This window comes from Winogradskyella sp. HB-48 (genome assembly GCF_049942685.1).
Taxonomy (GTDB): Bacteria; Bacteroidota; Bacteroidia; order Flavobacteriales; family Flavobacteriaceae; genus Winogradskyella.
Window position 1 is genome coordinate 1,745,001 of record NZ_CP187934.1, and the last position, 24,003, is coordinate 1,769,003.

Annotated in this window: 19 protein-coding genes and 2 tRNA genes (1 of these 21 cut by a window edge); 17 read left to right on the forward strand and 4 right to left on the reverse strand. The window is 34.2% G+C overall.

Annotated elements, in window-relative coordinates; genetic code table 11:
* Window positions 1-1,523 carry the 3' portion of a helix-turn-helix domain-containing protein gene (locus ACPX19_RS07740; protein WP_426429435.1) on the forward strand. It extends 916 nt beyond the left edge of the window, so only the last 1,523 of its 2,439 coding nucleotides appear in the window; its start codon lies off the left edge, out of view; the stop codon is at window positions 1,521-1,523.
* Window positions 1,524-1,576: 53 nt separating this feature from the next.
* Here ACPX19_RS07740 and ACPX19_RS07745 read toward each other — a convergent pair whose 3' ends face one another.
* Window positions 1,577-2,719, reverse strand: coding sequence for an acyl-CoA dehydrogenase (locus ACPX19_RS07745; RefSeq protein ID WP_426429436.1), 1,143 nt, complete (start codon window positions 2,717-2,719; stop codon window positions 1,577-1,579).
* A gap of 90 nt (window positions 2,720-2,809) precedes the next feature.
* Here ACPX19_RS07745 and ACPX19_RS07750 point away from each other — a divergent pair, with 90 nt between their 5' ends.
* The 9 genes from ACPX19_RS07750 to ACPX19_RS07790 all read left to right on the forward strand — a co-directional run bounded on the left by ACPX19_RS07750 (window position 2,810) and on the right by ACPX19_RS07790 (window position 10,105).
* Window positions 2,810-3,877, forward strand: a complete 1,068-nt coding sequence (locus ACPX19_RS07750; protein WP_426429437.1) for an anhydro-N-acetylmuramic acid kinase — start codon at window positions 2,810-2,812, stop codon at window positions 3,875-3,877.
* A gap of 74 nt (window positions 3,878-3,951) precedes the next feature.
* Complete coding sequence (locus tag ACPX19_RS07755) at window positions 3,952-5,178, forward strand: Glu/Leu/Phe/Val dehydrogenase dimerization domain-containing protein (protein ID WP_426432444.1); 1,227 nt, start codon at window positions 3,952-3,954, stop codon at window positions 5,176-5,178.
* 13 nt (window positions 5,179-5,191) lie between these two features.
* Window positions 5,192-6,586 carry a sodium:proton antiporter NhaD gene (nhaD, locus tag ACPX19_RS07760; RefSeq protein WP_426429438.1) on the forward strand — a complete coding sequence of 465 codons (1,395 nt, stop codon included), beginning with the start codon at window positions 5,192-5,194 and terminating at the stop codon, window positions 6,584-6,586.
* 63 nt (window positions 6,587-6,649) lie between these two features.
* On the forward strand, window positions 6,650-7,345 hold the full coding sequence (locus ACPX19_RS07765) for a MotA/TolQ/ExbB proton channel family protein (protein WP_426429439.1): 696 nt from the start codon (window positions 6,650-6,652) through the stop codon (window positions 7,343-7,345).
* 3 nt (window positions 7,346-7,348) lie between these two features.
* Window positions 7,349-7,741, forward strand: coding sequence for an ExbD/TolR family protein (locus tag ACPX19_RS07770; protein WP_426429440.1), 393 nt, complete (start codon window positions 7,349-7,351; stop codon window positions 7,739-7,741).
* A 43-nt stretch (window positions 7,742-7,784) separates the two neighbouring features.
* Window positions 7,785-8,633, forward strand: a complete 849-nt coding sequence (locus ACPX19_RS07775; RefSeq protein WP_426429441.1) for an energy transducer TonB — start codon at window positions 7,785-7,787, stop codon at window positions 8,631-8,633.
* A gap of 3 nt (window positions 8,634-8,636) precedes the next feature.
* Entirely contained in the window at window positions 8,637-9,854 is a 1,218-nt protein-coding gene (locus tag ACPX19_RS07780) for a bifunctional folylpolyglutamate synthase/dihydrofolate synthase (protein WP_426429442.1), read from the forward strand.
* A 62-nt stretch (window positions 9,855-9,916) separates the two neighbouring features.
* A tRNA-Val gene (locus ACPX19_RS07785) sits at window positions 9,917-9,991 on the forward strand.
* Window positions 9,992-10,030: 39 nt separating this feature from the next.
* Window positions 10,031-10,105: transfer RNA gene (locus tag ACPX19_RS07790), tRNA-Val, on the forward strand.
* A gap of 45 nt (window positions 10,106-10,150) precedes the next feature.
* On the opposite strand, the gene ACPX19_RS07795 is transcribed toward ACPX19_RS07790, so the two are convergent.
* The gene (locus ACPX19_RS07795; protein WP_426429443.1) at window positions 10,151-11,431 is read right to left on the reverse strand and encodes a UDP-N-acetylmuramoyl-tripeptide--D-alanyl-D-alanine ligase; all 1,281 of its coding nucleotides are present in this window, start codon (window positions 11,429-11,431) and stop codon (window positions 10,151-10,153) included.
* Between the two features lie 68 nt (window positions 11,432-11,499).
* Window positions 11,500-13,179 carry a gliding motility lipoprotein GldJ gene (gene gldJ, locus ACPX19_RS07800; RefSeq protein ID WP_426429444.1) on the reverse strand — a complete coding sequence of 560 codons (1,680 nt, stop codon included), beginning with the start codon at window positions 13,177-13,179 and terminating at the stop codon, window positions 11,500-11,502.
* 324 nt (window positions 13,180-13,503) lie between these two features.
* Between gldJ and porU the strand changes: the two genes are divergently transcribed.
* The 7 genes from porU (at window position 13,504) to ACPX19_RS07835 (ending at window position 23,697) form a co-directional block, all read left to right on the forward strand.
* On the forward strand, window positions 13,504-17,364 hold the full coding sequence (porU, locus tag ACPX19_RS07805; RefSeq protein WP_426429445.1) for a type IX secretion system sortase PorU: 3,861 nt from the start codon (window positions 13,504-13,506) through the stop codon (window positions 17,362-17,364).
* A 63-nt stretch (window positions 17,365-17,427) separates the two neighbouring features.
* Complete coding sequence (porV, locus tag ACPX19_RS07810) at window positions 17,428-18,657, forward strand: type IX secretion system outer membrane channel protein PorV (protein WP_426429446.1); 1,230 nt, start codon at window positions 17,428-17,430, stop codon at window positions 18,655-18,657.
* A gap of 76 nt (window positions 18,658-18,733) precedes the next feature.
* Window positions 18,734-19,216, forward strand: a complete 483-nt coding sequence (cdd, locus tag ACPX19_RS07815) for a cytidine deaminase (protein ID WP_426429447.1) — start codon at window positions 18,734-18,736, stop codon at window positions 19,214-19,216.
* Window positions 19,217-19,306: 90 nt separating this feature from the next.
* Entirely contained in the window at window positions 19,307-20,305 is a 999-nt protein-coding gene (gene pdhA, locus ACPX19_RS07820; protein WP_426429448.1) for a pyruvate dehydrogenase (acetyl-transferring) E1 component subunit alpha, read from the forward strand.
* Window positions 20,306-20,308: 3 nt separating this feature from the next.
* On the forward strand, window positions 20,309-21,937 hold the full coding sequence (locus ACPX19_RS07825) for a pyruvate dehydrogenase complex dihydrolipoamide acetyltransferase (RefSeq protein ID WP_426429449.1): 1,629 nt from the start codon (window positions 20,309-20,311) through the stop codon (window positions 21,935-21,937).
* A gap of 112 nt (window positions 21,938-22,049) precedes the next feature.
* A complete protein-coding gene (locus ACPX19_RS07830) occupies window positions 22,050-23,021 on the forward strand; it encodes a M28 family metallopeptidase (protein ID WP_426429450.1) in 972 nt (323 codons plus the stop codon).
* Window positions 23,011-23,697 carry an SDR family NAD(P)-dependent oxidoreductase gene (locus ACPX19_RS07835; protein ID WP_426429451.1) on the forward strand — a complete coding sequence of 229 codons (687 nt, stop codon included), beginning with the start codon at window positions 23,011-23,013 and terminating at the stop codon, window positions 23,695-23,697. Before ACPX19_RS07830 ends, ACPX19_RS07835 begins: the two co-directional genes overlap by 11 nt.
* A 7-nt stretch (window positions 23,698-23,704) precedes the next feature.
* On the opposite strand, the gene ACPX19_RS07840 is transcribed toward ACPX19_RS07835, so the two are convergent.
* A complete protein-coding gene (locus tag ACPX19_RS07840) occupies window positions 23,705-24,001 on the reverse strand; it encodes a chaperone modulator CbpM (protein WP_426429452.1) in 297 nt (98 codons plus the stop codon).
* Window positions 24,002-24,003 lie beyond the last annotated feature (2 nt).

Consider the following 24,003-nt stretch of genomic DNA (forward strand, 5'->3'; position numbering starts at 1 on the left):
TAGGTAAAGTTATTGATTTAGATAAAGACGAAGTTGTTGTAAAATGTCTAGATGATGATTTTACAATCATAACTAAACCTGAAACTTGGGAAAATATAACTTACAAAGTAGATAAAGAAACAGATGCTATTACCGAGGACAAAATAGGTAGTTACACGCAAATGCCTTTACGTTTGGCTTGGTCAATTACGATTCATAAAAGTCAAGGTTTGACCTTTGAAAAAGCAGTTATTGATGCCGAAGGTGCCTTTGCACATGGGCAAACTTACGTTGCCTTAAGCAGGTGTAAATCTTTAGAAGGACTAGTTTTAAAAAGCAAGATTGATTCAAGACAAATTATAAGTGACATTAATGTTCTAAATTTCAACAAACTAGCTGAAGAAAACCAACCAGATGAAAAAGATTTGGAACAATCAAAATCTATATTTCAGCTTCAATTAATTTCAGAAGTTTTTGATTTTTTTCAATTTATATATCCTGTAAATAGAGTTTTAGATATTTATTATAAAAACAGAGGAAGTATTGAAGGTAACCTAGAGCAACCTTTAACCACTATAAAGGATTGTGCTACAAACTTACTGAAGGTGGCTAATTCATTTAAAATTCAATTAAAAGAATTAGCTCAAGATAAGTTGCCAGAAAACGATTCTGTTATACAAGAGCGTTTTAAAAAAGCTATTACTTATTTTACTCAAGAAACTAAAAGCAAGATTATTGATATTTATCAAAACTTTAGTTTTAGTACAGATAACAAAGCTTTAGATAAAGATATTAGTAAACAATTAGACACTATTGAAGAACTTATAGCGACTAAAAAACTCTATTTTTCTGAATTGAAAGAAGGTTTTGAAGTCAATAAGTTTTTAGGATTAAGAGCTAAATCGGTCTTTTTAACTAAAGACAAACCAAAAAAGCTAAGAAAAACTGTTATAGACGGTACAACAAATATCGAGTTATTTGAACTGTTAAGAGAGTTGAGGAATACTCTAGCTCAAGAACACGATTTAATTCACTATCAAATTTTCACACAAAGAGCACTTTATGAAATGTGTGAAACTTTACCAAAGAAAAAAAAAGAACTGTTACAAATCAATGGTTTTGGTAAAGTTCGAGTTGAAAAGTATGGAAACGATATTTTAACTGTAATTAGAGAGTATTGTGATGAGAATGATATTGATACTACAGATACTACTCAATTTGAATTTGTAGAAGAAAAAAAGCCTGAACGTAAAAAAGGCGATACCCAAAAAGAATCTTTGGCATTATTTAAAGATGGTAAAACAATAGAAGAAATTGCTCATCTTAGAGAATTAAACGAAAATACAATATTTGGTCATTTAGCTAAATTCATTAAAACTGGTGAAATTAAAATTTCCGATTTAATGCCAAAAACGCATTATCAAGAATTAAAAGAGTTAATACCAAAACATAAATTTGATACACTTTCAGATTTAAAGCATCAACTAGATGATAAATATAGATATGGTGAAATCAGGTTGGTTTTAGACGAATTAAATTCATAAAAAAGGCTTCAACTTAAAATGCGAAGCCTTTTCAATTTTATATAAAAGAAGTCTTATCCTTTAATAACACCTCTAGAGATTACAATCTTTTGGATTTCAGAAGTGCCTTCATAAATCTGAGTGATTTTTGCATCACGCATTAAACGCTCTACGTGGTATTCTTTTACAAATCCATTTCCACCGTGTATTTGTACAGCTTCAACAGTTTGTTCCATTGCAACTTTACTAGCGTATAATTTTGCCATAGCACTAGACATATCATAATTGTTGCCTTGGTCTTTATCCCAAGCCGCTTTCATTACTAGCATGCGAGCAGCTTCAATTTCGGTATACATGTCTGCAAGTTTAAAAGCTATAGCTTGATGGTTGCAAATTTCTGTACCAAAAGCTTTACGCTCTTTACTATATTTTAAAGCAAGTTCGTATGCACCAGAAGCTATACCTAAAGCTTGTGCAGCAATACCAATACGTCCACCAGAAAGTGTTTTCATAGCGAATTTAAAACCAAATCCATCTTCGCCAATTCTATTTTCCTTAGGTACCTTAACATCGTTAAATTGAAGCGTATGGGTATCACTACCTCTAATACCTAATTTATCTTCTTTAGGACCAATATCAAAACCTGGAGTTCCTTTTTCAACTATAAAAGCATTGATTCCTCTATGTCCTTTTTCTCTGTCTGTTTGTGCAATTACTAAGTAAACATCAGAGCGACCACCATTTGTAATCCAGTTTTTTGTACCATTAATTACATAATGGTCACCCATATCTATTGCAGTAGTTTTTTGAGAAGTAGCATCACTACCAGCTTCTGGCTCACTCAAACAGAATGCTCCTATTTGTTCACCAGTGGCAAGTTTAGTTAAATACTTTTGTTTTTGCTCTTCTGTGCCAAAAGCTTCAAGTCCATAACAAACTAGAGAATTATTAACTGAAACCATAACTGAGGCTGAAGCATCTATCTTAGATAATTCTTCCATAATCAGTACATAAGAAATAGCATCCAAACCACTTCCACCATATTTTGGATCTACCATGATACCCATAAATCCTAGTTCTCCCATTTTTCGAACTAATTCATCTGGAAAAGTCTGGGTGTTATCACGTTCTATAACACCAGGAAGTAATTCTGTTTGAGCAAAATCTCTTGCCGCATTACGAATCATTAAATGTTCTTCAGTTAAGCTAAAATCCATAAATTAAGTAATTATTGATTTGTTAAAAAATTCATGCAAAGATAACGCTTTCTTGCTCTTTTTTCAATAAGTAATATTATTTTTACTAATATGATAAAAGCTGAATATAATGTTGTGGCAGTTATGTCTGGGACATCTTTAGATGGGGTTGATATTATTCATACAGTATTTAGCTACGATGGAGATTGGAATTTTAAAATTTTTAATGCTGAAACTCGAAAATATTCAAATAAGTGGAAGAACTTATTAAGTAGTTTGGTAAATAGATCACTTGAAGAATTAAAAGAGATAGATATTAATTATTCTAAATATTTGGCAACTGAGATTCAGAATTTCATAGATAATCATAAAATAATTAATATAGATTTTGTGTCTTCTCATGGACATACAGCACTTCATCAACCAGACAAAGGCCTGACTTATCAAATAGGAAATAACCAAGTTTTTGCTAATATCTTACAACAAAAAGTTATTTGTGATTTTAGGGTGCAAGATGTAGAGTACAATGGGCAAGGCGCTCCTTTAGTGCCAATTGGGGATAAGTTGCTTTTTCATGATTATAATTATTGTTTGAATTTAGGTGGATTCGCAAATATTTCTTTTGAAGAAAATAATGAACGCATCGCCTATGATATTTGTCCGGTTAATATTGTTCTTAATCATTATGCTTCAAAACTTAATCTAGAATACGACAATCATGGTAATTTAGCTTCAACAGGAAAGCTTCGCAGTGAGTTGTTGGAAAAATTAAATCAGCTCGAATTTTATAAAAAGCCAGCACCTAAGTCTCTTGGATTAGAATGGGTGAAAATGTATGTATTTCCTTTAATAGACAACTATAACCTTAGTGTTGAAGATACGTTAAGGACATTTACTGAGCATATCGCAATTCAGATTTCTAAAGTTTTGAAAGGTAAGATGACTAATACATTAATAACGGGAGGTGGAGCTTACAATGATTTTTTAATTGATGGACTTAAATTAAAATCAGAATCAAAAATTTTAATTCCCAATAATGAAATCATTGAGTTTAAAGAAGCTCTAGTCTTTGGTCTTTTAGGTGTTCTTAAGGATAGAAACGAAATCAACTGTCTAAAGAGTGTTACAGGAGCCATAAAAGATCATTCTTCAGGGAAGATTTTATTTCCTAATCTTTAAAATTAATAATTAATTCACTTTTTAGGGATTTGAGTTTTTTATATTTGTTATCACTAATTAATTCATACAAATTGATAAAGGAATTACTTCACAAGTACGAAAATAAATCACCAGAAATAGTATTTCATTGGAATGATCCCGAAACAGATGCCGAGGGATGGACAGTAATTAACTCGCTTAGAGGTGGTGCCGCAGGTGGTGGTACTAGAATGCGAAAAGGTTTAGATATGAATGAAGTACTTTCATTAGCAAAAACTATGGAAGTGAAGTTTACTGTATCCGGTCCTGCTATTGGTGGGGCTAAATCTGGAATAAATTTTGACCCACACGATCCAAGAAAAAAAGGTGTATTAGAACGATGGTATGCTGCTGTTTCTCCTCTGCTGAAAAGTTACTATGGTACAGGTGGAGATCTTAATGTGGATGAGATACATGAAGTGATTCCAATTACGGAAGAAAGTGGTGTTTGGCATCCACAAGAAGGAGTTTTCGAAGGACATTTTAAACCTACTCAAGCCGATAAGATTAACAGAATTGGTCAATTAAGACAAGGAGTTATCAAAGTAATTGAAAATCCTGAATATTCTCCAGATGTATCTAGAAAATATACTGTTGCAGACATGATTACTGGTTATGGTGTAGCTGTTGCGGCAAAACATTTTTATGAGTTAAATGAATCATCCATTGAAGATAAGCGTGTTATAGTTCAAGGTTTTGGTAATGTAGGTGCAGCGGCAGCGTTTTATTTCGCTCAAATGGGTGCTAAAGTTGTTGGTGTCATTGATAGAGTAGGAGGTCTCATTAATGAAAAAGGTTTTACATTTGATGAGATTACTAAATTATATCTTAACAAAAATGGAAATACACTTGTTGCAGAAAATCTAATTCCATTCGATGAAATAAATAAAAAAATATGGTCTTTAGAAACCGAAGTTTTTGCTCCATGTGCAGCATCAAGATTGGTAACCAAAGACCAAATAGATCAGATGATTGGTGCTGGATTGGAAGTTATTACTTGTGGTGCTAATGTGCCTTTTGCAGATAAAGAGATTTTCTTTGGACCAATAATGGAGCATACAGACCAAAAGATAAGTTTAATTCCAGATTTTATTTCAAACTGTGGAATGGCAAGAGTATTTGCTTATTTTATGGAGCGTAAAGTTCAAATGACGGACGAAGCTATTTTTAATGATACTTCAGCGGTCATTAAAAAGGCCTTACAAGAAGTTAAAGATAATAATCCTACTAGTATTGGTATAAGTGAAACTGCATTTGAGATTGCATTAAGACAATTAATATAACATCCCTTAATATATGGAAACCGTAATAATTCTCGTATTTGTATTTGGTTATTTGGCTATTACGTTAGAGCATAATATAAAAATAGATAAACTCATTCCAGCCTTAGTGATGATGGCTATAAGTTGGGCTTTGATATCGTTGGGCATAGATGATTTTACACAATGGTTTGATTCAGCTAAGCATAACCTCATGGAAAATTTTGGTCTTCTTAACCATGATGAGAAAATGCATCTTATGGAAGAGACGTTACTCCATCATTTAGGTAAAACAGCTGAGATTTTAGTGTTCCTTTTAGGTGCAATGACCATTGTAGAAATCATAGATTATTTTGATGGGTTCTCTACAATTAAAGCTGCTGTAAAATTCAATAGTAGAAAAAAGCTACTTTGGATGTTTTCTGGTCTAGCTTTCATTCTTTCTGCAATAATTGATAACCTTACTGCGACTATCGTTTTGATATCTATACTTCAAAAGATTGTTAAAGATAGAGATGTAAGAATTTGGTATGCAGGCTTGATTATCATTGCTGCTAATGCTGGCGGTGCATGGTCACCAATTGGTGATGTAACAACAACCATGCTTTGGATTGGAGATAAAGTTTCCACAGGAAAATTATTTTCATATTTATTTATTCCTTCAGTATTGTGTATGGCAGTACCAACATTTATAGCTTCTTTACTACCAACTTTTAAAGGAACGGTAGAATTACAAGAGGCAGATGACAAACCAAAGAGCAAGTTTAGTTCTACAATGCTATTCTTAGGGTTAGGAGCGATTATATTTGTTCCAATTTTTAAAGTTATAACGCATTTACCTCCATATGTAGGTATGATGTTATCACTAGGTGTTGTGGCAATTTTTGCAGAAGTTTACAGTAATTCAAAATTTGCAATTTCAGCAACTAATCACGATGAACATGACGCTCATGCGAGTCATAGTCCGGTACATTATTCTTTATCTAAAATAGAATTACCAAGTATATTATTCTTTTTAGGAATTTTAATGGCAGTTGCCGCATTAGAATCGCTAGGAATTTTATTTGGTTTTGCAAGTTCACTCCAAGAAACAATGCCAGCGCTTGGTACCGAATGGCATAATGGAGAAGGCGTTTCTGATTTGGTGGTGTTATTGCTAGGTGTAGGTTCTGCGGTAATTGATAATGTTCCATTAGTTGCGGCAAGTTTGGGTATGTTCTCAGAACCCTTAGATAATGAGTTATGGCATTTTATAGCCTATTCAGCAGGAACAGGTGGTAGTATGCTAATCATTGGTTCTGCAGCTGGTGTAGTAGCAATGGGTATGGAGAAAATTGACTTTTTCTGGTACTTAAAGAAGATTTCTTGGTTAGCATTAATCGGATTTTTAGCTGGTGCAGCAGCCTTTATGGTTACTAGAGCTATTTTCTAACATACTTAAGTTATAAACTTAGCGTTATAACTTACAGAAACTTTTAAACTTAAAACTTTTTATATGATATTACTAGGTAATATTCAAGATGGTGTAGAAGTATTAACTGATGGGGAGCAAGTTGAGAAAACACTTTCCATTATTGAGTTAATCACAAGTGGCGGAACTTCAGGAATGGTAATTATTCTTGTATTGTTCTTGCTTCTTATTGTAGCAACTTACATTTATTTTGAAAGAATTTTTGCTATTAAAGCAGCTTCTAAGGTAGATTCAAACTTTATGAATCAAATTAAAGATCATGTAAGTAATGGTAAAATAGATTCTGCTCAGATGCTATGCGCACAACAAAATTCGCCTGTATCTCGATTGATTGCCAAGGGTATTACAAGAATTGGTAAACCACTAGAAGATATTAATACAGCTATAGAAAATGCTGGTCGATTAGAGATTTATAGCTTAGAAAAGAATGTAAGTGTCCTAGCAACGATTTCTGGAGTGGCACCAATGATAGGTTTTTTGGGTACTGTTGTTGGTATGATTCTTTCCATTTTTGAACTTGCCAATGCGGGAGGTACAATTCAAATGGATGTTTTGGCTAGTGGTCTCTACACTGCAATGACAACAACTGTTGGTGGGCTTATAGTAGGCATTATTGCTTATGTAGCCTATAACCATATTGTGGTAAAAACCAATAAGGTTGTATATCAGATGGAAGCAAATTCAGTAGAGTTTTTAGACCACTTAAACGAACCTATCTAATTTATGAATATTAGAGGACGAAATAAAGTAACACCAGAATTCAATATGGCGTCAATGACCGATATTGTATTCTTGTTATTGATATTTTTTATGATTGCTTCAACATTAGTTACTACTAATGCTATTGATATTATTTTACCTAAAGCAAGCGGTAAAACTGAAAATAAAAAATCAACTGCGGTTAGCATCAAACAAGATTTAACGTATTACATAGATCAAAAACGAGTAGGTGAAAGCGTTTTAGAAAATGAATTGGTGAAGATTCTTTCTGCTCAAGAACAACCGACTATTGTTTTACGTGCTGAGAAATCCGTCCCAGTGGAGAATGTTGTTAAGGTTATGGATATTGCCAATAGAAATAAGTTTAAAGTAATTCTGGCAGTTCAACCTAATTAAAAAAACGGTATCGTTTTTGAATTTCACTTCTAAAAGTGATTATATGAAATATTTAGAGACCATACATCAGCGTAATGCTGCAAGAATAACAGTACTAATTGCACTGTTGTTGTTCTTATTGTTGTTTTTTGTTGGGCCTCAATATTTAGACCCACCAGAAGAATATGGTGTAGCAGTTAATTTTGGAAATACAGATGTTGGTAGCGGCAATAAACCATTAAGTCAGCCAAGAGAAGCAGTCAAAGAACAAGTTGTTGAAGAATCTCAACCAGAGACTTCTCAATCAGAACCCACAACATCTACAGAAAAAACTGAGGATGTAATGACTCAGGAAAATGCAGAAGCTATAGCTATTAAAAAGCAAAAGCAAGCAGAAGCAAAGGCAAAAGCAGAAGCCGAGCGTATAGCACGCGAAAAGCGTGAAGCTGAAGAACGCAAAAGAAAGGAAGAAGCGGAAAAAAGAGAAAAGCTTGATAACCTTATTGGAGGTGTGAAAAACTCAAACGGAACTGACAATGGAGGTGAAGGAGATGATACTATAGGAGGAAATAAAGGCCAGTTAGACGGAGACCCTTATGCACCAAGTTATTTTGGTGGTTCAGGACCAGGTAAAGGTGGTGTGGGTTATGGTTTGGGAGGAAGAGGTAAGCCAACACGTAGCGTTTACAAACAAGATTGCAATGAGTATGGTCTGGTAGTTGTTAGAATTGAAGTTAACCAACAAGGTAATGTTGTTAAGGCAACGCCAGGTATAAGAGGAACCACTAATACACATCCTTGTTTGTTAGAACCAGCAAAGAAAATAGCTTTATCTCACAAATGGCCTGCTGACTCAGACGCACCTACTACCCAAATAGGTTTTGTAAGTATTAATTTTGATATAGGTCAATAACCAATGAATTATATTGATACAGTTAATTGGATGTTTCAACAACTACCAATGTATCAAAACAAGGGTAAAACTGCTTTTAAAAAAGATTTATCCAATACTCTTAAACTTTCTAAGCATTTAGGATATCCAGAAAAAGGATTTAAATCCATTCATGTTGGTGGTACCAATGGAAAAGGCTCTACGAGTCATATGTTGGCATCTATATTACAAGAAGCAGGTTATAAAGTGGGTTTGTACACTTCCCCACATTTAAAAGACTTTAGAGAGCGCATTAAAATCAATGGTAAAATGGTAAGTAAGCAATTTGTCATTGGTTTTATTAAGAGAAACAGGTCTTTTTTTGAAGACAATAAGTTGTCTTTTTTTGAAATGACTGTTGGCATGGCTTTTGACTATTTTGCTAGACAAAAAGTAGATATTGCTATAATTGAAGTGGGTTTGGGAGGTCGATTAGATTCAACAAATATTATTACACCAGAACTTTCTGTAATTACCAATATTGGTTTTGACCATATGCAGTTTTTAGGTGATACTCTCGATAAAATTGCATTTGAAAAAGCAGGGATTATAAAGCAAAATATTCCCGTGGTGATTGGTGAAACACAATTAGAAACAAGAAGTGTTTTTATAAAAAAGGCTGAAGATTCTGATTCAGATATTTATTTTGCAGACCAATTAGTTGAAGAAATTTTTGAAAGTGATTTAAAAGGCTCATACCAAAAGCACAATATAAAGACAGCTATTCAATCCTTTTCAGTTCTTAGAGAAATAGGTTACAATATTTCAAACTCAATTTTAAAAAAAGGTTTGCTAAATGTTGTTAAGAATACTGGTTTACAAGGGAGGTGGCAGATTTTAGCAACTAACCCAAAAATTATATGTGATACAGCACATAACAAAGAAGGCCTAACTTATGTTTTTGACCAAATAGCAAAAGAAAAGTTTAATATGCTGCATATTGTTTTTGGTGTAGTTAATGATAAGGATTTAAACTCCATAATAGGTTTGCTTCCAAAAAATGCTAATTACTATTTCTGTAAACCAAACGTACAAAGAGGATTGGATGCAAAAATTTTAAAAACCTTTTTTAATAGAAATGGACTAGAAGGAAATGCTTATTCAAGTGTAAATGAAGCCTTAAAAACGGCAAAAAATAATGCGAATAAAAACGATTTAATCTACGTTGGTGGAAGTACTTTTGTGGTGGCAGAAATAATTTAATTTTTTTAAAAAAATCTTTTGAGATTTTAAAAACTAGTCTATATTTGCAGTCCTAATAATTAGGGCGCGTAGCTCAGTTGGTTCAGAGCACTTGGTTTACACCCAAGGGGTCAGGGGTTCGAATCCCTTCGCGCCCACAAGAGTTCACAGAAATGTGAACTTTTTTGTTTATATGAGGGTCATTAACTCAGTTGGTTCAGAGTGTTACCTTGACAGGGTAGAAGTCACTGGTTCGAATCCAGTATGACCCACATCAAAAAAAGAAAATCCAAATTAAAAGTTTGGATTTTTTTATTCTATATATAATCTAAAATCCGTTCTAAAGCCATTCCCCTAGACCCTTTTATTAAAATTGTAGAGTAGTTTAGATTTAAGTTTTTTAATACTGATTTTAAATCTTCGAAAGTTTTATATTTTTGAGTTGTTGGTTTAGTAGAGGTTTTGTGGAAATTCTCACCTACCAGAATGATATTTTTATCAAAATTATCTTCTGCAAAATTAACAATAGCTTGATGTTCTTTTTCAGCTTCTTCACCTAACTCAAACATATCACCAAGAAAAAGATACTTATGTTCTGAGTTGAGCTGTTTTAGGTTTTTAAGTGCAGCCAACATGCTTGTTGGGTTTGCATTATAAGCATCTAAAATAATTTTTGTAGATTCTCTTTCAATAATCTCTGAGCGATTGTTTTTAGGTTGGTAACTTTCAATAGCTTTTTTAATAGCTTCCGGTTTTATTTTAAAATATTGGCCAATGGCAACTGCTACTGCTATGTTACCATAATTGTAATCGCCAATGAGTTGGCTTTCAATTTCAATATTTTTATAGCTTAAGTTTACAAATGGGTCGGCACTTATAAATTTTATGATACAATCATTATCATCGCTTTTTCCAAATCTTATGATGCTACCATAATCACCAATTTGTTTAATTTGTTTTGGGTCGTCTGCGTTTATGAATGCGATTTTTTTATTAGATTTTATAAAATCATACAATTCAGATTTACCTTTTATTACACCTTCCTCACCACCAAAACCTTCAAGATGAGCTTTCCCAAAATTTGTGATTAAACCAAAATCAGGCTCTGAAATACTGCAAAGAAATTCGATTTCTTTTTGATGGTTGGCACCCATTTCAACAATGCCAAAATCCAATCCCTTTTTAAACGATAATAATGTGAGGGGTACACCAATATGATTATTGAGATTTCCCTTGGTGGCATTGACCTTATATGTTGTTGAGAGTACTGCTTTAATCAGTTCTTTTGTAGTTGTTTTACCGTTACTGCCTGTTAAAGATATTATAGGAACATTAATTTTTTTGCGATGATAAGTGGCTAAATTTTGGAGAGTAGTCAGCACATCATTTACTAATAAACAATTATCATTTATTACTGCATTTTTATCATCAACTACACAATATTTTGCCCCATTTACAAATGCTTGCTTTACGAACTTATTGCCATCAAAATTATCACCTTTTAAGGCGAAATACATATCGTCTTTATTGATTTTTCTTGTGTCGGTAGAGACAGAAGCACAGGCTTCAAACTTTTTATAAATAGATGCTATTTCCATAAGCCTAAAAATAAAAAAGTCCTGATGAATTTATCAGGACTTTTTTAAAATTATTTTATAAGGTACTATTAATTGCGTCTCTTTTGAGATTTTACAGATTTTGAACCTACTCTAGAAACAGCACATCTAAATCCGATATAGTCTGTAGCCATATCTTGTGGGAAATAACGACGTTGAGCTGGGTCTATCCAATATGCTCTATCTCTCCAAGAACCACCTTTGTAAACCCTTACTTCATCATTTATTAAAGATGTTCTGTTGTTAGATTTATCATATTCTCTAACTAGTTTTCCTCCAGCAGAATCTACTTCAACTTTATGCTTAGGTGAGTTGTACATTTTTCCGGTGGCATCAACTCTATCATCACCTTCGTCAAAACTTTCTCTATAGTAGCGCGAAGAACGCTTATCGCCATCTCTAAAGTTTCTGTTGTCGCTCTTGTCAAACTGAGTTCTTAAGTAAGTATCTTCATCATCAACAGGGATTTTAGCAATCTCACCTGGAAGATTACGAGCAATGATTTTACCATTACTTAAAGTGTCGTAAACGATTTCATCTACGGTAACAATTTTTACAGTACCATCTTCATTTAAGGCATTTTTAGTGTAGACGTTACCTCTATAGTAGTTAAAGTCATTAAACTCATCATCTACGATAGGGCGATAAACATCAGCTACCCATTCAGCAACGTTACCAGCCATATCATAAAGACCATAGTCATTTGGCTCATAAGATTTAACTTCGGCAGTAATATCGGCACCATCATCAGACCATCCAGCAATTCCACCATAGTCACCTTTACCTTGTTTAAAGTTAGCAAGTTGATCACCACGATTTACGCGCTTTCCAGATCTTGTGTATTGTCCATCCCAAGGATATTTCTTACGACCTCTATAAACGTTATAGCTTCTTAATTCACTCATTCCTAAAGCAGCATATTCCCACTCTGCTTCAGTTGGTAGTCTGTATTTAACAGGAATTGCTCCAGTTTCTCTATTAGCATAAACATTAATAGGGTTTCCATCAGCATCTGTTTGTTGTCTTCTTTTACCGCCTTCTAAAACATCGGAGTTGCCACCGTATGTTTGAGTTGGTGCATTGATGTATGTATCTACATCAAAAGTACTTTCAGCGTTTAAATCGGTGTACTGAGCATCTCTTTTAATATACCCAGCATCCTGTAATGACATTTCAGCTACGCGGTTAGATCTCCATGTTGCATATTCAACAGCTTGTATCCAGCTAACACCTACAACAGGGTAGTTTGCATAACCTGGATGGCGTAGATAATTTTCGGTCATCATTTCATTATAACCTAAGCGATTTCTCCAAACTAGTGTATCAGGAAGTGCTCCTTTGTAAATTAGGGCGTAGTTTGGGTCGTCAGGTGGATAGACTCTTTTAAGATAATCTAAATAGAATAAGTAGTTAAGATTTGTAACCTCGGTTTCGTCCATGTAAAAAGACTGAATATGCTGTTGGTTTGGAGTGTTGTTCCAATCGTGCATAGGGTCATCTTGTACCTTGCCCATTGTAAAAGTTCCACCTTCAATAAATGCTGTACCAGGAGGTGTTTCTTGTTCTTTGAAACTAGTGTTATATTGAAAACCACCGTTTTTATCGTTGATTTTCCAGCCAGTTGCACTATCTACATTGCCTGAGTTAGAGTTGCGTTTGCAACTAACAATACTAGCGCAGAGCGTCAGTGCAATTAAAAATTTTAGGTTTGAGACATTTTTCATATCCATATGTTTAAGTAAGCTCGTTTAAATTTTAGTTCCGCAATATAACAATTAAAGGTAAACCAACAACTTTTTTTCGCCTGAAAATTCAAAAAAATATGCATTTCATCCTTTTTTTTGAACACGACAACGGATTTTTGGTCTATTTAACGATGTATTTTGCTCTATAATAACGAGCGCTAAAATAAATTATTGTTGTATTTTTGAAATAAAAATTGAAGTACTATAATAAGCCTATAATTTAGTCGTTATTCTACTGTAATTTGTGCTATATCAGGTTAGTGTTATTAGCTTTTACGAATTTCAGGCGCTTAAATCATAAAATATTAAATGAAAAATTGCTTTGTTTTTATTCTCACTCTGTTGGGTTTGTTCACTTTTGGACAACAAAAACAATTTAATATTGAATGGAATGGTGATAAAGTTTTAGAAACACAATACGGAAAAATAACTGTTCCTGGATTCGATGAAAAACATTTTAGCTATGATGACGAGAACGGTCTTTTATTCTTCTCTCAATGGGATAGCAACGGCGGTATTGTAGATGAAAATTCGGTTACGTTATCTAATATCGCTTATGAAACTATTACTCAAAGCGGTCTTAAAAACTTAAATACTAATCTTATTCCAAATTCTCCTCAATACAAATTTTACAATACCAATGCCAGAGAGAAACGCGGATATTATTTTGAAATTAGCCCTATTATTAATGACAGAGGGGTTTATAAAAAGATTAAATCCTTTATCATAAACTATAACATAACAGCAAATAGATCTCAGGTTGTAGCAAAGTCAGAAATTACAAATTCCGTTTTAAGTTCAGGACAATGGTACAAATTTTATATAGAAGAGTCTGGTGTTTTTCGATTAACAAAAGGGTTTTTGAACAGTTTGGGTATAAATACAAATTCTGTAGACCCAAGAACAATAAAAATATATGGCAACGGTGGGCGAATGTTACCCTTATTGAATTCTGCTAATTATCCGTTTGATGTTGTAGAGAATGCTGTAAAGTTTGTTGGTGAAGAAGATGGGAGTTTTGATAATGGCGATTATATCCTATTTTATGGTGAAGGGCCAAAGAATTACAGCGTTGAAAGCCAAACCAATCTTAACCTATATACGGACAAAACATATTACTATGTAAATGTAAGTTCTGGCAATGGTAAAAGAATTCAGCAAATGCCAGTTATAGATACAGCAGCAGATATTCAAATTAATACGTTTCAAGATTATCAATTTTATGAGGTTGATGAGTATAATTTAGCCAAATTAGGAAGACGATGGTTTGGTGATGATTTTGCTATTGAAAACCAACGTGTCTATAATTTTCAATTTCCAAACTTAGTTACTAGTGAGCCAGTTCGTTTTGATATTGCCGTAGGCTCGGTTTCAGAAACTGATGGCACTACAATGGGCATTACTATAAATGGGAATTTTGTCTCCAGCCTTGGTTTAGGAATTATTAGCCCAGGATCTGTACTAGGTACTGCAAATGCCTATGGAGGTGATGTCAATATTTCTACAGATGCAATAACAGTAACACTAGATTATAACAATAACGGTAACCCGTCGGCAAACGCCTATTTAGATCATATAAATATTGAAGCAACAAGAAACTTGGCATATGCTGGAGATCAATTAGTGTTTAAAAACAATGATGTGATTACTACTCCAGGTGTTGTAGAGTATAATTTGTCTAATGCTTCTGGTGTTCAAGAAGTTTGGGATATAACAGATAGGTTTAACGTTTCAAATGTTTTAAATCCAGAAGGACAAAGTAACCTAAGCTTTAAAGCCATTTCTGGCGAAGAACGCACGTATTTAGCATTTTCTGTTGTAAACGCTTTACAGCCAAAAAAAGATTCAAGAAGTACCTTGGCAAATCAAAATTTAAAAGGGACAATATTCTTAAATAATCAAGGTGCTTTTGAGGATATAGATTATATGATTCTATCACCAACAGAACTTTTATCTCAAGCAGAGCGTTTGGCTCAGATTAATAGAGATCAATATGGTCTTAATGTAAAGGTTGTTGATCTGCAAACTATTTATAATGAGTTTAGTACAGGAAGTCAAGATATAGCTGCATTAAGAAATTTCATAAAATATGTTTATGATAATGCAAGTGTTCCAAGTAAAAGATTAAAATATATATGCTTGTTTGGTGAAGGCTCTTATGACTATAAAGACAGACTGAATAACAATACTAACTTAGTACCCTCATGGTATTCTACATCTAGTTTTAGTCTGACAAACTCTTTTGTTTCTGATGATTTTTATGCCATGTTAGACAATAATGAAGGTGGCATGGGTAGTATGGATAGAATGGATGTTGCTGTAGGTAGAATATTAGCAGAAGACCTTCAGCGAGCAAAGGAGATGGTAGATAAAATTGAATCCTATTACAAGCTCGAAGCTTATGGAAGTTGGAGAAATAATATATTATTAGTATCTGATGATGTTGATGTAGGATGGGAAAGAACTTTACAAGAAACAACAGATGACCTAGGAACTAATATCGAGACAGATAAACCGTTTTTTAATGTTGTGAAAATTCATACCGATGCGTATGAACAGGAGTCTTCTTCTGCAGGAGACCGATATCCTCAGGTGAACGAAGCTTTTAAAGATGCCATTGAGGTTGGTGCTGTGGTTGTAAATTACTTTGGACATGGTGGCGAAGATGGGTTAGCAAAAGAACGTATTTTTGATAAATTCGATGCTCAAGAAATCAATAATATCTGCAAATACAATCTTTTTATAACAGTAACATGCGAGTATACTAAATTTGATGATCCCAATAGACCAACTGCAGGAGAGTTTACATATTGGAATAAAACAGGGGGTGCTATTGGTTTAATGACAACAACCAGGCAAATATTTGTTACTGTAGGTGAGAGTTTTAATGAGACTTTAGATAATTATTTATTTGCTTATGGATCTAATAATTACCTGCCTATAGGAGAAGTTCTAAGGTTGACTAAGACCGATAATAACATAGCAGGGATTACACAAAAGCGACTTGTTTTTTTAATTGGTGATCCTGCGATGAAATTGGCGTTTCCTCAGCCAGATATCAGATTGACCAAAGTTAATGATGTAGAAATTACCCAACCTGTAGATACGCTTAAGGCACTAAGTTATACTAAATTGTCTGGGGAAGTTACAGATTTCAATGGTAATTTATTATCTAATTACAATGGTACACTAACTGCTACTGTTTTTGATAAAAGAATTCAAAGACAAACTCTAGCAAATGACGGAACAAGTGATGGTAGTGGTACAATTTTCTTAAACTTCACAACACTTGGTGAAATTATATTCAAAGGGCAAGCAACAATTGAAAATGGCCAATTTGAATTTGACTTCATTGTGCCTAGAGATATTGGTATACCTATTGGGAATGGAAAAGTTAGTTTTTATGCACAAAGCAATAATCCATTATCAGACAAGGCTGGTGCCAACTTTGATATAATGGTTGGGGGCATAAATGAAAATGCACCAGAAGATAATATAGGGCCAGTAATAAGTCTATTCATGAACGATGAGAATTTTGTCTCTGGAGGTATAACTAATGAATCACCAAGTTTGTTAGCTAAACTTCAGGATGATAATGGGATAAACACAGCAAGTGGTATCGGTCATGATATAACAGCTATAATAGATGGAGATGAAACTAATCCAATAGTATTAAATGACTATTATCAAGCAAATGTAGATGATTACACAAACGGAACTGTTACATATCCGTTTAGGGATTTAGAGCCTGGATTACACACGCTTACTTTAAAAGCTTGGGACACCTATAATAATTCATCCACCTCTGAGATTCAATTTACGGTCTTTGATAAAGATGAAGAATTAGTTGTTAAGAATGTACTTAATTACCCTAATCCATTTGTGAATTACACAGAGTTTTGGTTTAACCATAATAGTTCAGAGCCTTTAGATGTATCGGTTCAGATATTTACAGTTTCAGGAAAACTTGTTAGAACACTCAATGGACAAACAAGTTCTGATGAGTGCTGCGGTAGTGGCTCATCTTCTTTGTCTAGAAGTATTGTTTGGGATGGTAGAGATGATTTTGGTGATAAAATAGGGAAAGGTGTGTATGTATATAAACTAAAAGTAAGATCTAACCGTTTAAATAAACAAGTTGAAAAAATTCAAAAACTTGTCATACTCTAATAATAAATTATATTTGCTAACGAATTAGTGCTAAGGACTTAGTACTAATAACCTAATTAGAACATGAAGAAATACGCAATAACCCTTATCGCTTTAGTAACATTAAGTTTTACGTTTGCGCAAGAAACCATAACATTCCCAGATCAATCCTCTGTAATAACCACAGGTGTTCCATTTATGCTTATAGCACCAGACGCAAGATCAGCATCAATGGGAGATATGGGTGTGGCGACTTCTATGGACGGATTCTCGCAACAGTATAACCCTGCAAAATACGTGTTTTCAGAAGCAAAATCTGGTGTCAGCCTTAGTTATACACCTTATTTGAGTAGATTAGTAAATGACATCTCAATAAGTTATGCTACTTATTTTAACAGACTAAATGAGTATAGTGCTGTATCAGCAAGTTTTAAATATTTTAGTTTAGGTGAAATTCTTTTAACCCAAAGCGAAAATGATCCTGGTGTTAATGTAAAACCGAACGAATTAACAGCAGATGTTGCTTACACATTAAGATTGGCAGATCAATTTGCAATGGCAGTGGCAGTGCGTTATATGAGATCCGACTTAAGAATTGATCAAGTAGATCCCAATGCAGATGCAGCTAGTACGTTTGGTGCAGATATTACTGGCTATTACCAAAGTGAAGAAGAAGCCTATAATGATTTTAATGGTCGTTGGAGAGCAGGTTTTGCGATTCAAAATTTAGGACCAAAGTTTAAATATGATGATGGAGGGAGAGAAAACTTTCAGCCTACAAATCTAAGATTGGGTGCTGGTTTCGATTTTATTTTTGATGAGTATAGTAAATTAGGTATTACAGCTGAAGTTTCTAAATTGTTGGTGCCAACACCTCCAAAGTTTGGCTTTGTAGATACCAATGGTGATGGTGAGCAAACAAATGATGATCCTAGCACTCCAGATGTTGACGAAAGCGAACCAACAATTATTACTCAAGGACAAGATAATGACGTAAGTTTTTTAAGTGGAATTTTTCAGTCTTTTGGCGACGCACCTGGAGGTTTCAGTGAGGAGCTTAGAGAGTTTACTTGGGCTTTAGGAGCTGAGTACACATACCAAGAAAACTTTGCTTTCAGAGCAGGTTACTTCAACGAAGCTGAAGATAAAGGAGCTCGAAAGTTTTTTGCCATTGGTGCAGGATTTAAATACACAACTATTAATCTAGATTTATCATATTTGTTCTCAGCATCTAGAGTACAGAGTCCGTTAGAAAATACTTTGCGTTTTTCATTGACATTCAATTTTGGAGATGGCGAGTATGATGAATATTAGAATTTATAAATAAAATGATTTTAAAAAAACTATTGTCTAAAAGCAATAGTTTTTTTGTCTAACAAAGATTTTGAATATGAAGGAAGTTAAGATTGAATCAACATTTAAAGTTTATGAAGGCTTAAGCGAGCTTCCTGATGATATTCAACAACTAATGCAATCAGCTATTGAAACTAGAGAAAATGCTTATGCGCCTTACTCAAAATTCAAGGTAGGTGCTGCGATTCTATTAGATAATAACGAAGTTGTTGTAGGTAGTAATCAAGAGAATGCATCTTATCCTTCAGGATTGTGTGCAGAGCGCACAGCCATTTATTATGCTGGTGCTAAATACCCAAAAGCTAAGATTTTAAAAATTGCCATAACGGCTTCATCCCAAAATCAAGTAACAGACTCGCCAATTCCACCTTGTGGAGCATGCAGGCAATCTATTTCAGAATATGAAATAAAACAAGATCAATCCGTAGAGATTTACTTTATGGGCGCTACAGGTAAGGTCGTAAAATCAAACTCTCTAGCAAATTTATTGCCTCTTGGTTTCGATAGAAGTTTCCTATAACGTTTTCGTAACAAATTTTACAATTTTCGGTTTTTTGGTTACTAACTAATATGTTATTTTTGTTATTCGGATTAAAAGAACGAATCAAAAATGCAAAAAATCACCAAAGAAGTTTACCTTAAGTGGTACGAGGATATGTTATTTTGGCGAAAGTTTGAGGATAAACTTGCCGCAGTATATATTCAACAAAAAGTAAGAGGATTTCTTCACTTATATAATGGTCAGGAAGCTGTATTGGCAGGAGCTTTACATGCTATGGATTTAACTAAAGATAAAATGATTACAGCATATCGTAATCATGTGCAACCTATAGGAATGGGTGTAGATCCAAAGCGCGTTATGGCTGAGTTGTACGGTAAGGCTACAGGAACATCTCAAGGTTTAGGTGGCTCTATGCATATTTTCTCAAAAGAACATAGGTTCTATGGTGGTCATGGTATCGTAGGGGGGCAAATCCCATTAGGAGCTGGTATAGCTTTTGGTGATAAATACCATGGAAGCGATGCAGTAACTATTTGCTGTTTTGGTGATGGTGCTGCAAGGCAGGGATCATTGCACGAAACCTTTAACTTGGCAATGCTTTGGAATTTACCAGTTGTATTTGTTTGTGAAAATAATGGTTATGCTATGGGAACTTCTGTAGAACGTACGGCAAACCACACTGATATTTGGAAACTTGGTCTTGGTTATGAAATGCCATCAGGTCCAGTCGACGGAATGAATCCTATAAAAGTTGCAGAAGCTTTTGATGAAGCTATTCAACGCGCAAGAAAAGGTGGTGGTCCAACGTTTTTGGAAGTAAAAACATATCGATACAGAGGACACTCCATGTCTGATGCACAGCATTATAGAACTAAAGAGGAAGTAGAAGAATACAAAAAAATAGATCCTATTACTCAGGTTTTAGATATTATTTTAGAGAATAAATACGCAACTGAAGAAGAAATTAAAGCAATAGATAAGCGTGTTAAAAAACTTGTCTCTGAATGTGAGAAATTCGCGGAAGAATCTCCATATCCAGAAAAGAACGTTATGTACGATGCTGTATACGAGCAAGAAGATTATCCATTTATTCAACATAAATTATAAGCTATGGCAGAAGTAATAAACATGCCGCGATTAAGCGATACAATGGAAGAGGGAACTGTTGCTACTTGGTTAAAAAAAGTTGGTGACAAAGTTGAAGAAGGAGATATTTTAGCAGAAATTGAAACTGACAAAGCAACAATGGAATTTGAGTCTTTTAATGAAGGGATATTGCTCCATATTGGTATTCACGAAGGTGAAACTGCTAAAGTAGATTCACTTTTAGCTATTATTGGGGAAGAAGGTGAAGACATTTCAGATTTATTAAAGGGTAATTCTTCAACCAAAGAAGAAACAAAGTCTGAAGAAAAAACTGAAGATAAAAAAGAAGATACAACCGGAGCTGAAAGCTCCGAGGAATTGCCAGAAGGAGTTACTGTTGTAACTATGCCTCGTTTAAGCGATACCATGGAAGAAGGAACCGTGGCTACATGGTTAAAGAAAGTTGGTGATGAGGTAGAAGAAGGCGATATTCTTGCTGAGATTGAGACCGATAAGGCTACTATGGAGTTTGAGTCTTTTCAGTCAGGAACGCTTTTACATATTGGTTTAGAAGAAGGTGAGTCTGCCAAAGTAGATGCATTATTAGCTATTATTGGTCCTGCTGGTACAGATATTTCTGGTGTGGCAAAAAACTTTAAAGCCAGTGGTTCAGAATCAAAATCAGAAGCAAAGACCGAAGCTAAAACTGCACCTAAAGAAGAAAAGAAAGAAGAGCCTAAAAAAGCTGAAACCAAGGTAGGGTCAACTAGCGCTCCAACAACCTCAGTTTCAAATTCAACCGGAAGAATTTTTGTGTCACCTTTAGCCAAGAAAATGGCAGAAGAGAAAGGTGTTAACTTGTCTCAGGTCAAAGGCTCTGGTGAAAACGGTAGAATTGTGAAACGAGATATTGAGAATTTTACTCCATCACAAGCATCTGCAAGTGTAGGTAAATTTGTTCCTACTGGTGTAGAAGACTTTGATGAGGTGCCAAATTCTAATATGCGTAAGGCCATTGCTAAAAATTTAGCAAAATCTAAGTTTACAGCGCCACACTATTACTTAAATGTGGAATTTGATATGGACAATGCTATTGCGTTTAGAGAACAATACAATTCGTTACCAGATACAAAAATTTCATTCAACGATATGATTGTTAAGGCATGTGCTTTGGCGTTAAAACAACATCCTCAGGTGAATTCCCAATGGTTTGATGATAGAATGAAGATGAATAATCACGTTCACATAGGTGTGGCAGTAGCAGTACCAGATGGTTTGGTAGTGCCAGTTGTAAAATTTGCAAACGAGCAAAGTTTAACACAAATAGGCGCAGCTGTTAAGGACTTTGCGGTTAAGGCAAGAAATAAAAAGCTAACACTCGATGAAATGGAGGGGAGTACCTTTACCATTTCCAACTTAGGGATGTTTGGAATAGAGAGTTTTACCTCTATCATTAATCAGCCAAACTCGGCAATTTTGTCTGTTGGTGCTATCGTTTCAAAACCAGTTGTTAAGAATGGTAAAGTCGTTCCTGGAAATACTATGAAGTTAACGATGGCATGTGATCATAGAACGGTAGATGGTGCTACAGGGGCGCAATTTCTTCAAACCTTAAAAGGGTATATAGAAAATCCTGTGACAATGCTGGTATAATCTAATTTGTGATTCTGAATGCGTTTCAGAGTTTCAAAATAAATTTAAAACCTGATTTGATTGGATTCAAGTCAGGTTTTTTATCTTTAAACCTAAAATACCATAGAGTGTTATGAAAAAATTATTTTCAATATTAATTCTAGTTCTAATTGTGTCTTGTGCAATCAAACAAAAAGGAGATGATGGTGCACCTGGGAAGAGTTCTGAAAAAATTACAGTAAAGGCTGAAGACATTAAAACGAGTATGGAATATCTAGCATCGGATGAATTGCAAGGTAGGGCAACAGGGAGTAGAGGTATTGAAAAAGCGGCAGTCTATATTGAAAATTATTTCAAACGAAATGGAATAAAACCCTATTTCGAGTCGTATAGAGATTCTTTTATGCTCAATGATATTGTTGGTTACAATGTGGTGGGTATGATTGAGGGAACTGATGATAAATTAAAAGATGAGTTTATTATTTTAGGTGGCCACTATGATCATATTGGGAAAGGAAAAGTAGTAGAAGGTGACAGTATAGCTAATGGAGCTAATGATGATGCCTCAGGAACAATAGCGGCTATGGAGTTTGGAAGATACTTTTCCAAATCAAAGACTAATAAGCGTAGTATTCTAATTACACTTTATTCAGCTGAAGAAATGGGACTTAAGGGATCGGCACATTTAGCCAAGCGTTTAAATGAAGCTGGATTAAATGCGTATACTATGATAAATTTTGAGATGATTGGTGTGCCACGATCAAAAGAAGAGTCTATGGCTTATATGAGTGGTTACAACCGTTCTAATTTTGCACCAATACTTAATAAATATGCAGGTGAAGAAGTTGTGGGTTTCTTTCCAAAAGCCAAAGAGTTTCAACTTTTCTACAGGTCGGATAATTATCCATTCTTTAAAGAATTTAATATGCCTGCACATGCTATTTCAACTTTTGATTTTACAAATTTTGATTACTATCATCATGTAGATGATGAAGCCGACAAAATGGATTATATCCATATGACCAACTTTGTCAATAAAATGATTCCAGCGTTAGAGGGTATGATGAATTCACCAACCAAAGAAGTGGTATTAAATGAACAGTAAAAATATTATTATAACGGGAACGAGTAGAGGTATTGGATTAGAATTGGTAAAACTTTTTGCTAATCAAGGTCATAATGTTTTGGCTTTATCTAGAAATTCAAATCCCATCAATGAACTGGGGTTAAAAACCGTCAAAGCCTTTGCTTTTGACTTATGCAATAAAGAAGATTATAAGAAAGTTGTAGAATTTATCAAAGCGGAATGGGACCAAGTGGACATTCTTATCAACAATGCAGGGACACTCTTAAATAAACCCTTTTCACAAACCACTTTTCAGGATTTTGAGGACGTATACAGGACTAACGTTTTTGGGGTTTCCGAAATGACGAGGGTAGTATTACCTTACATGAAAAAAAATGGTCATGTGGTTACCATTAGTAGTATGGGTGGTATCCAAGGAAGTGTGAAATTCCCTGGTTTATCGGCATATAGTTCCAGTAAGGGGGCTGTCATAACTTTGTCAGAATTACTAGCTGAAGAATATAAAGAAACTGGGCCTCAATTTAATGTTTTAGCACTCGGTGCTGTGCAAACAGAAATGCTTAAAGAAGCTTTTCCTGACTATCAGGCTCCAACGACGGCCTTCGAAATGGCGGCGTATATTTTTGAATTTTCTTTAAAAGGGAATAAGTATTACAACGGCAAAGTGCTACAGGTTTCAAACAGTACTCCATAGGTTATTTTTATAAGTCTTCAAACCTTTGAAGCCTGTTCCTGGTAGAATTAAGCTCTTTTTGTAAATAGTCGATTTTTTTTAGAAGATTAAAAACCGCATCAATGCCTTCAAAATTGAGATTAAGGTCTCTATACAGACGCATCATTTTTTCCAAATCAGCAATATATTCCCGATGAACATAATCAGTTTTTTCTATGGAGATGACATCGATCAATCCATAATCCCTTAACCCATTAAAAAAAGACACTTCCATTTTGTAATGGGTACAAAGTTCTGATACCGTTATGTAGTGTATTGTATTCATTT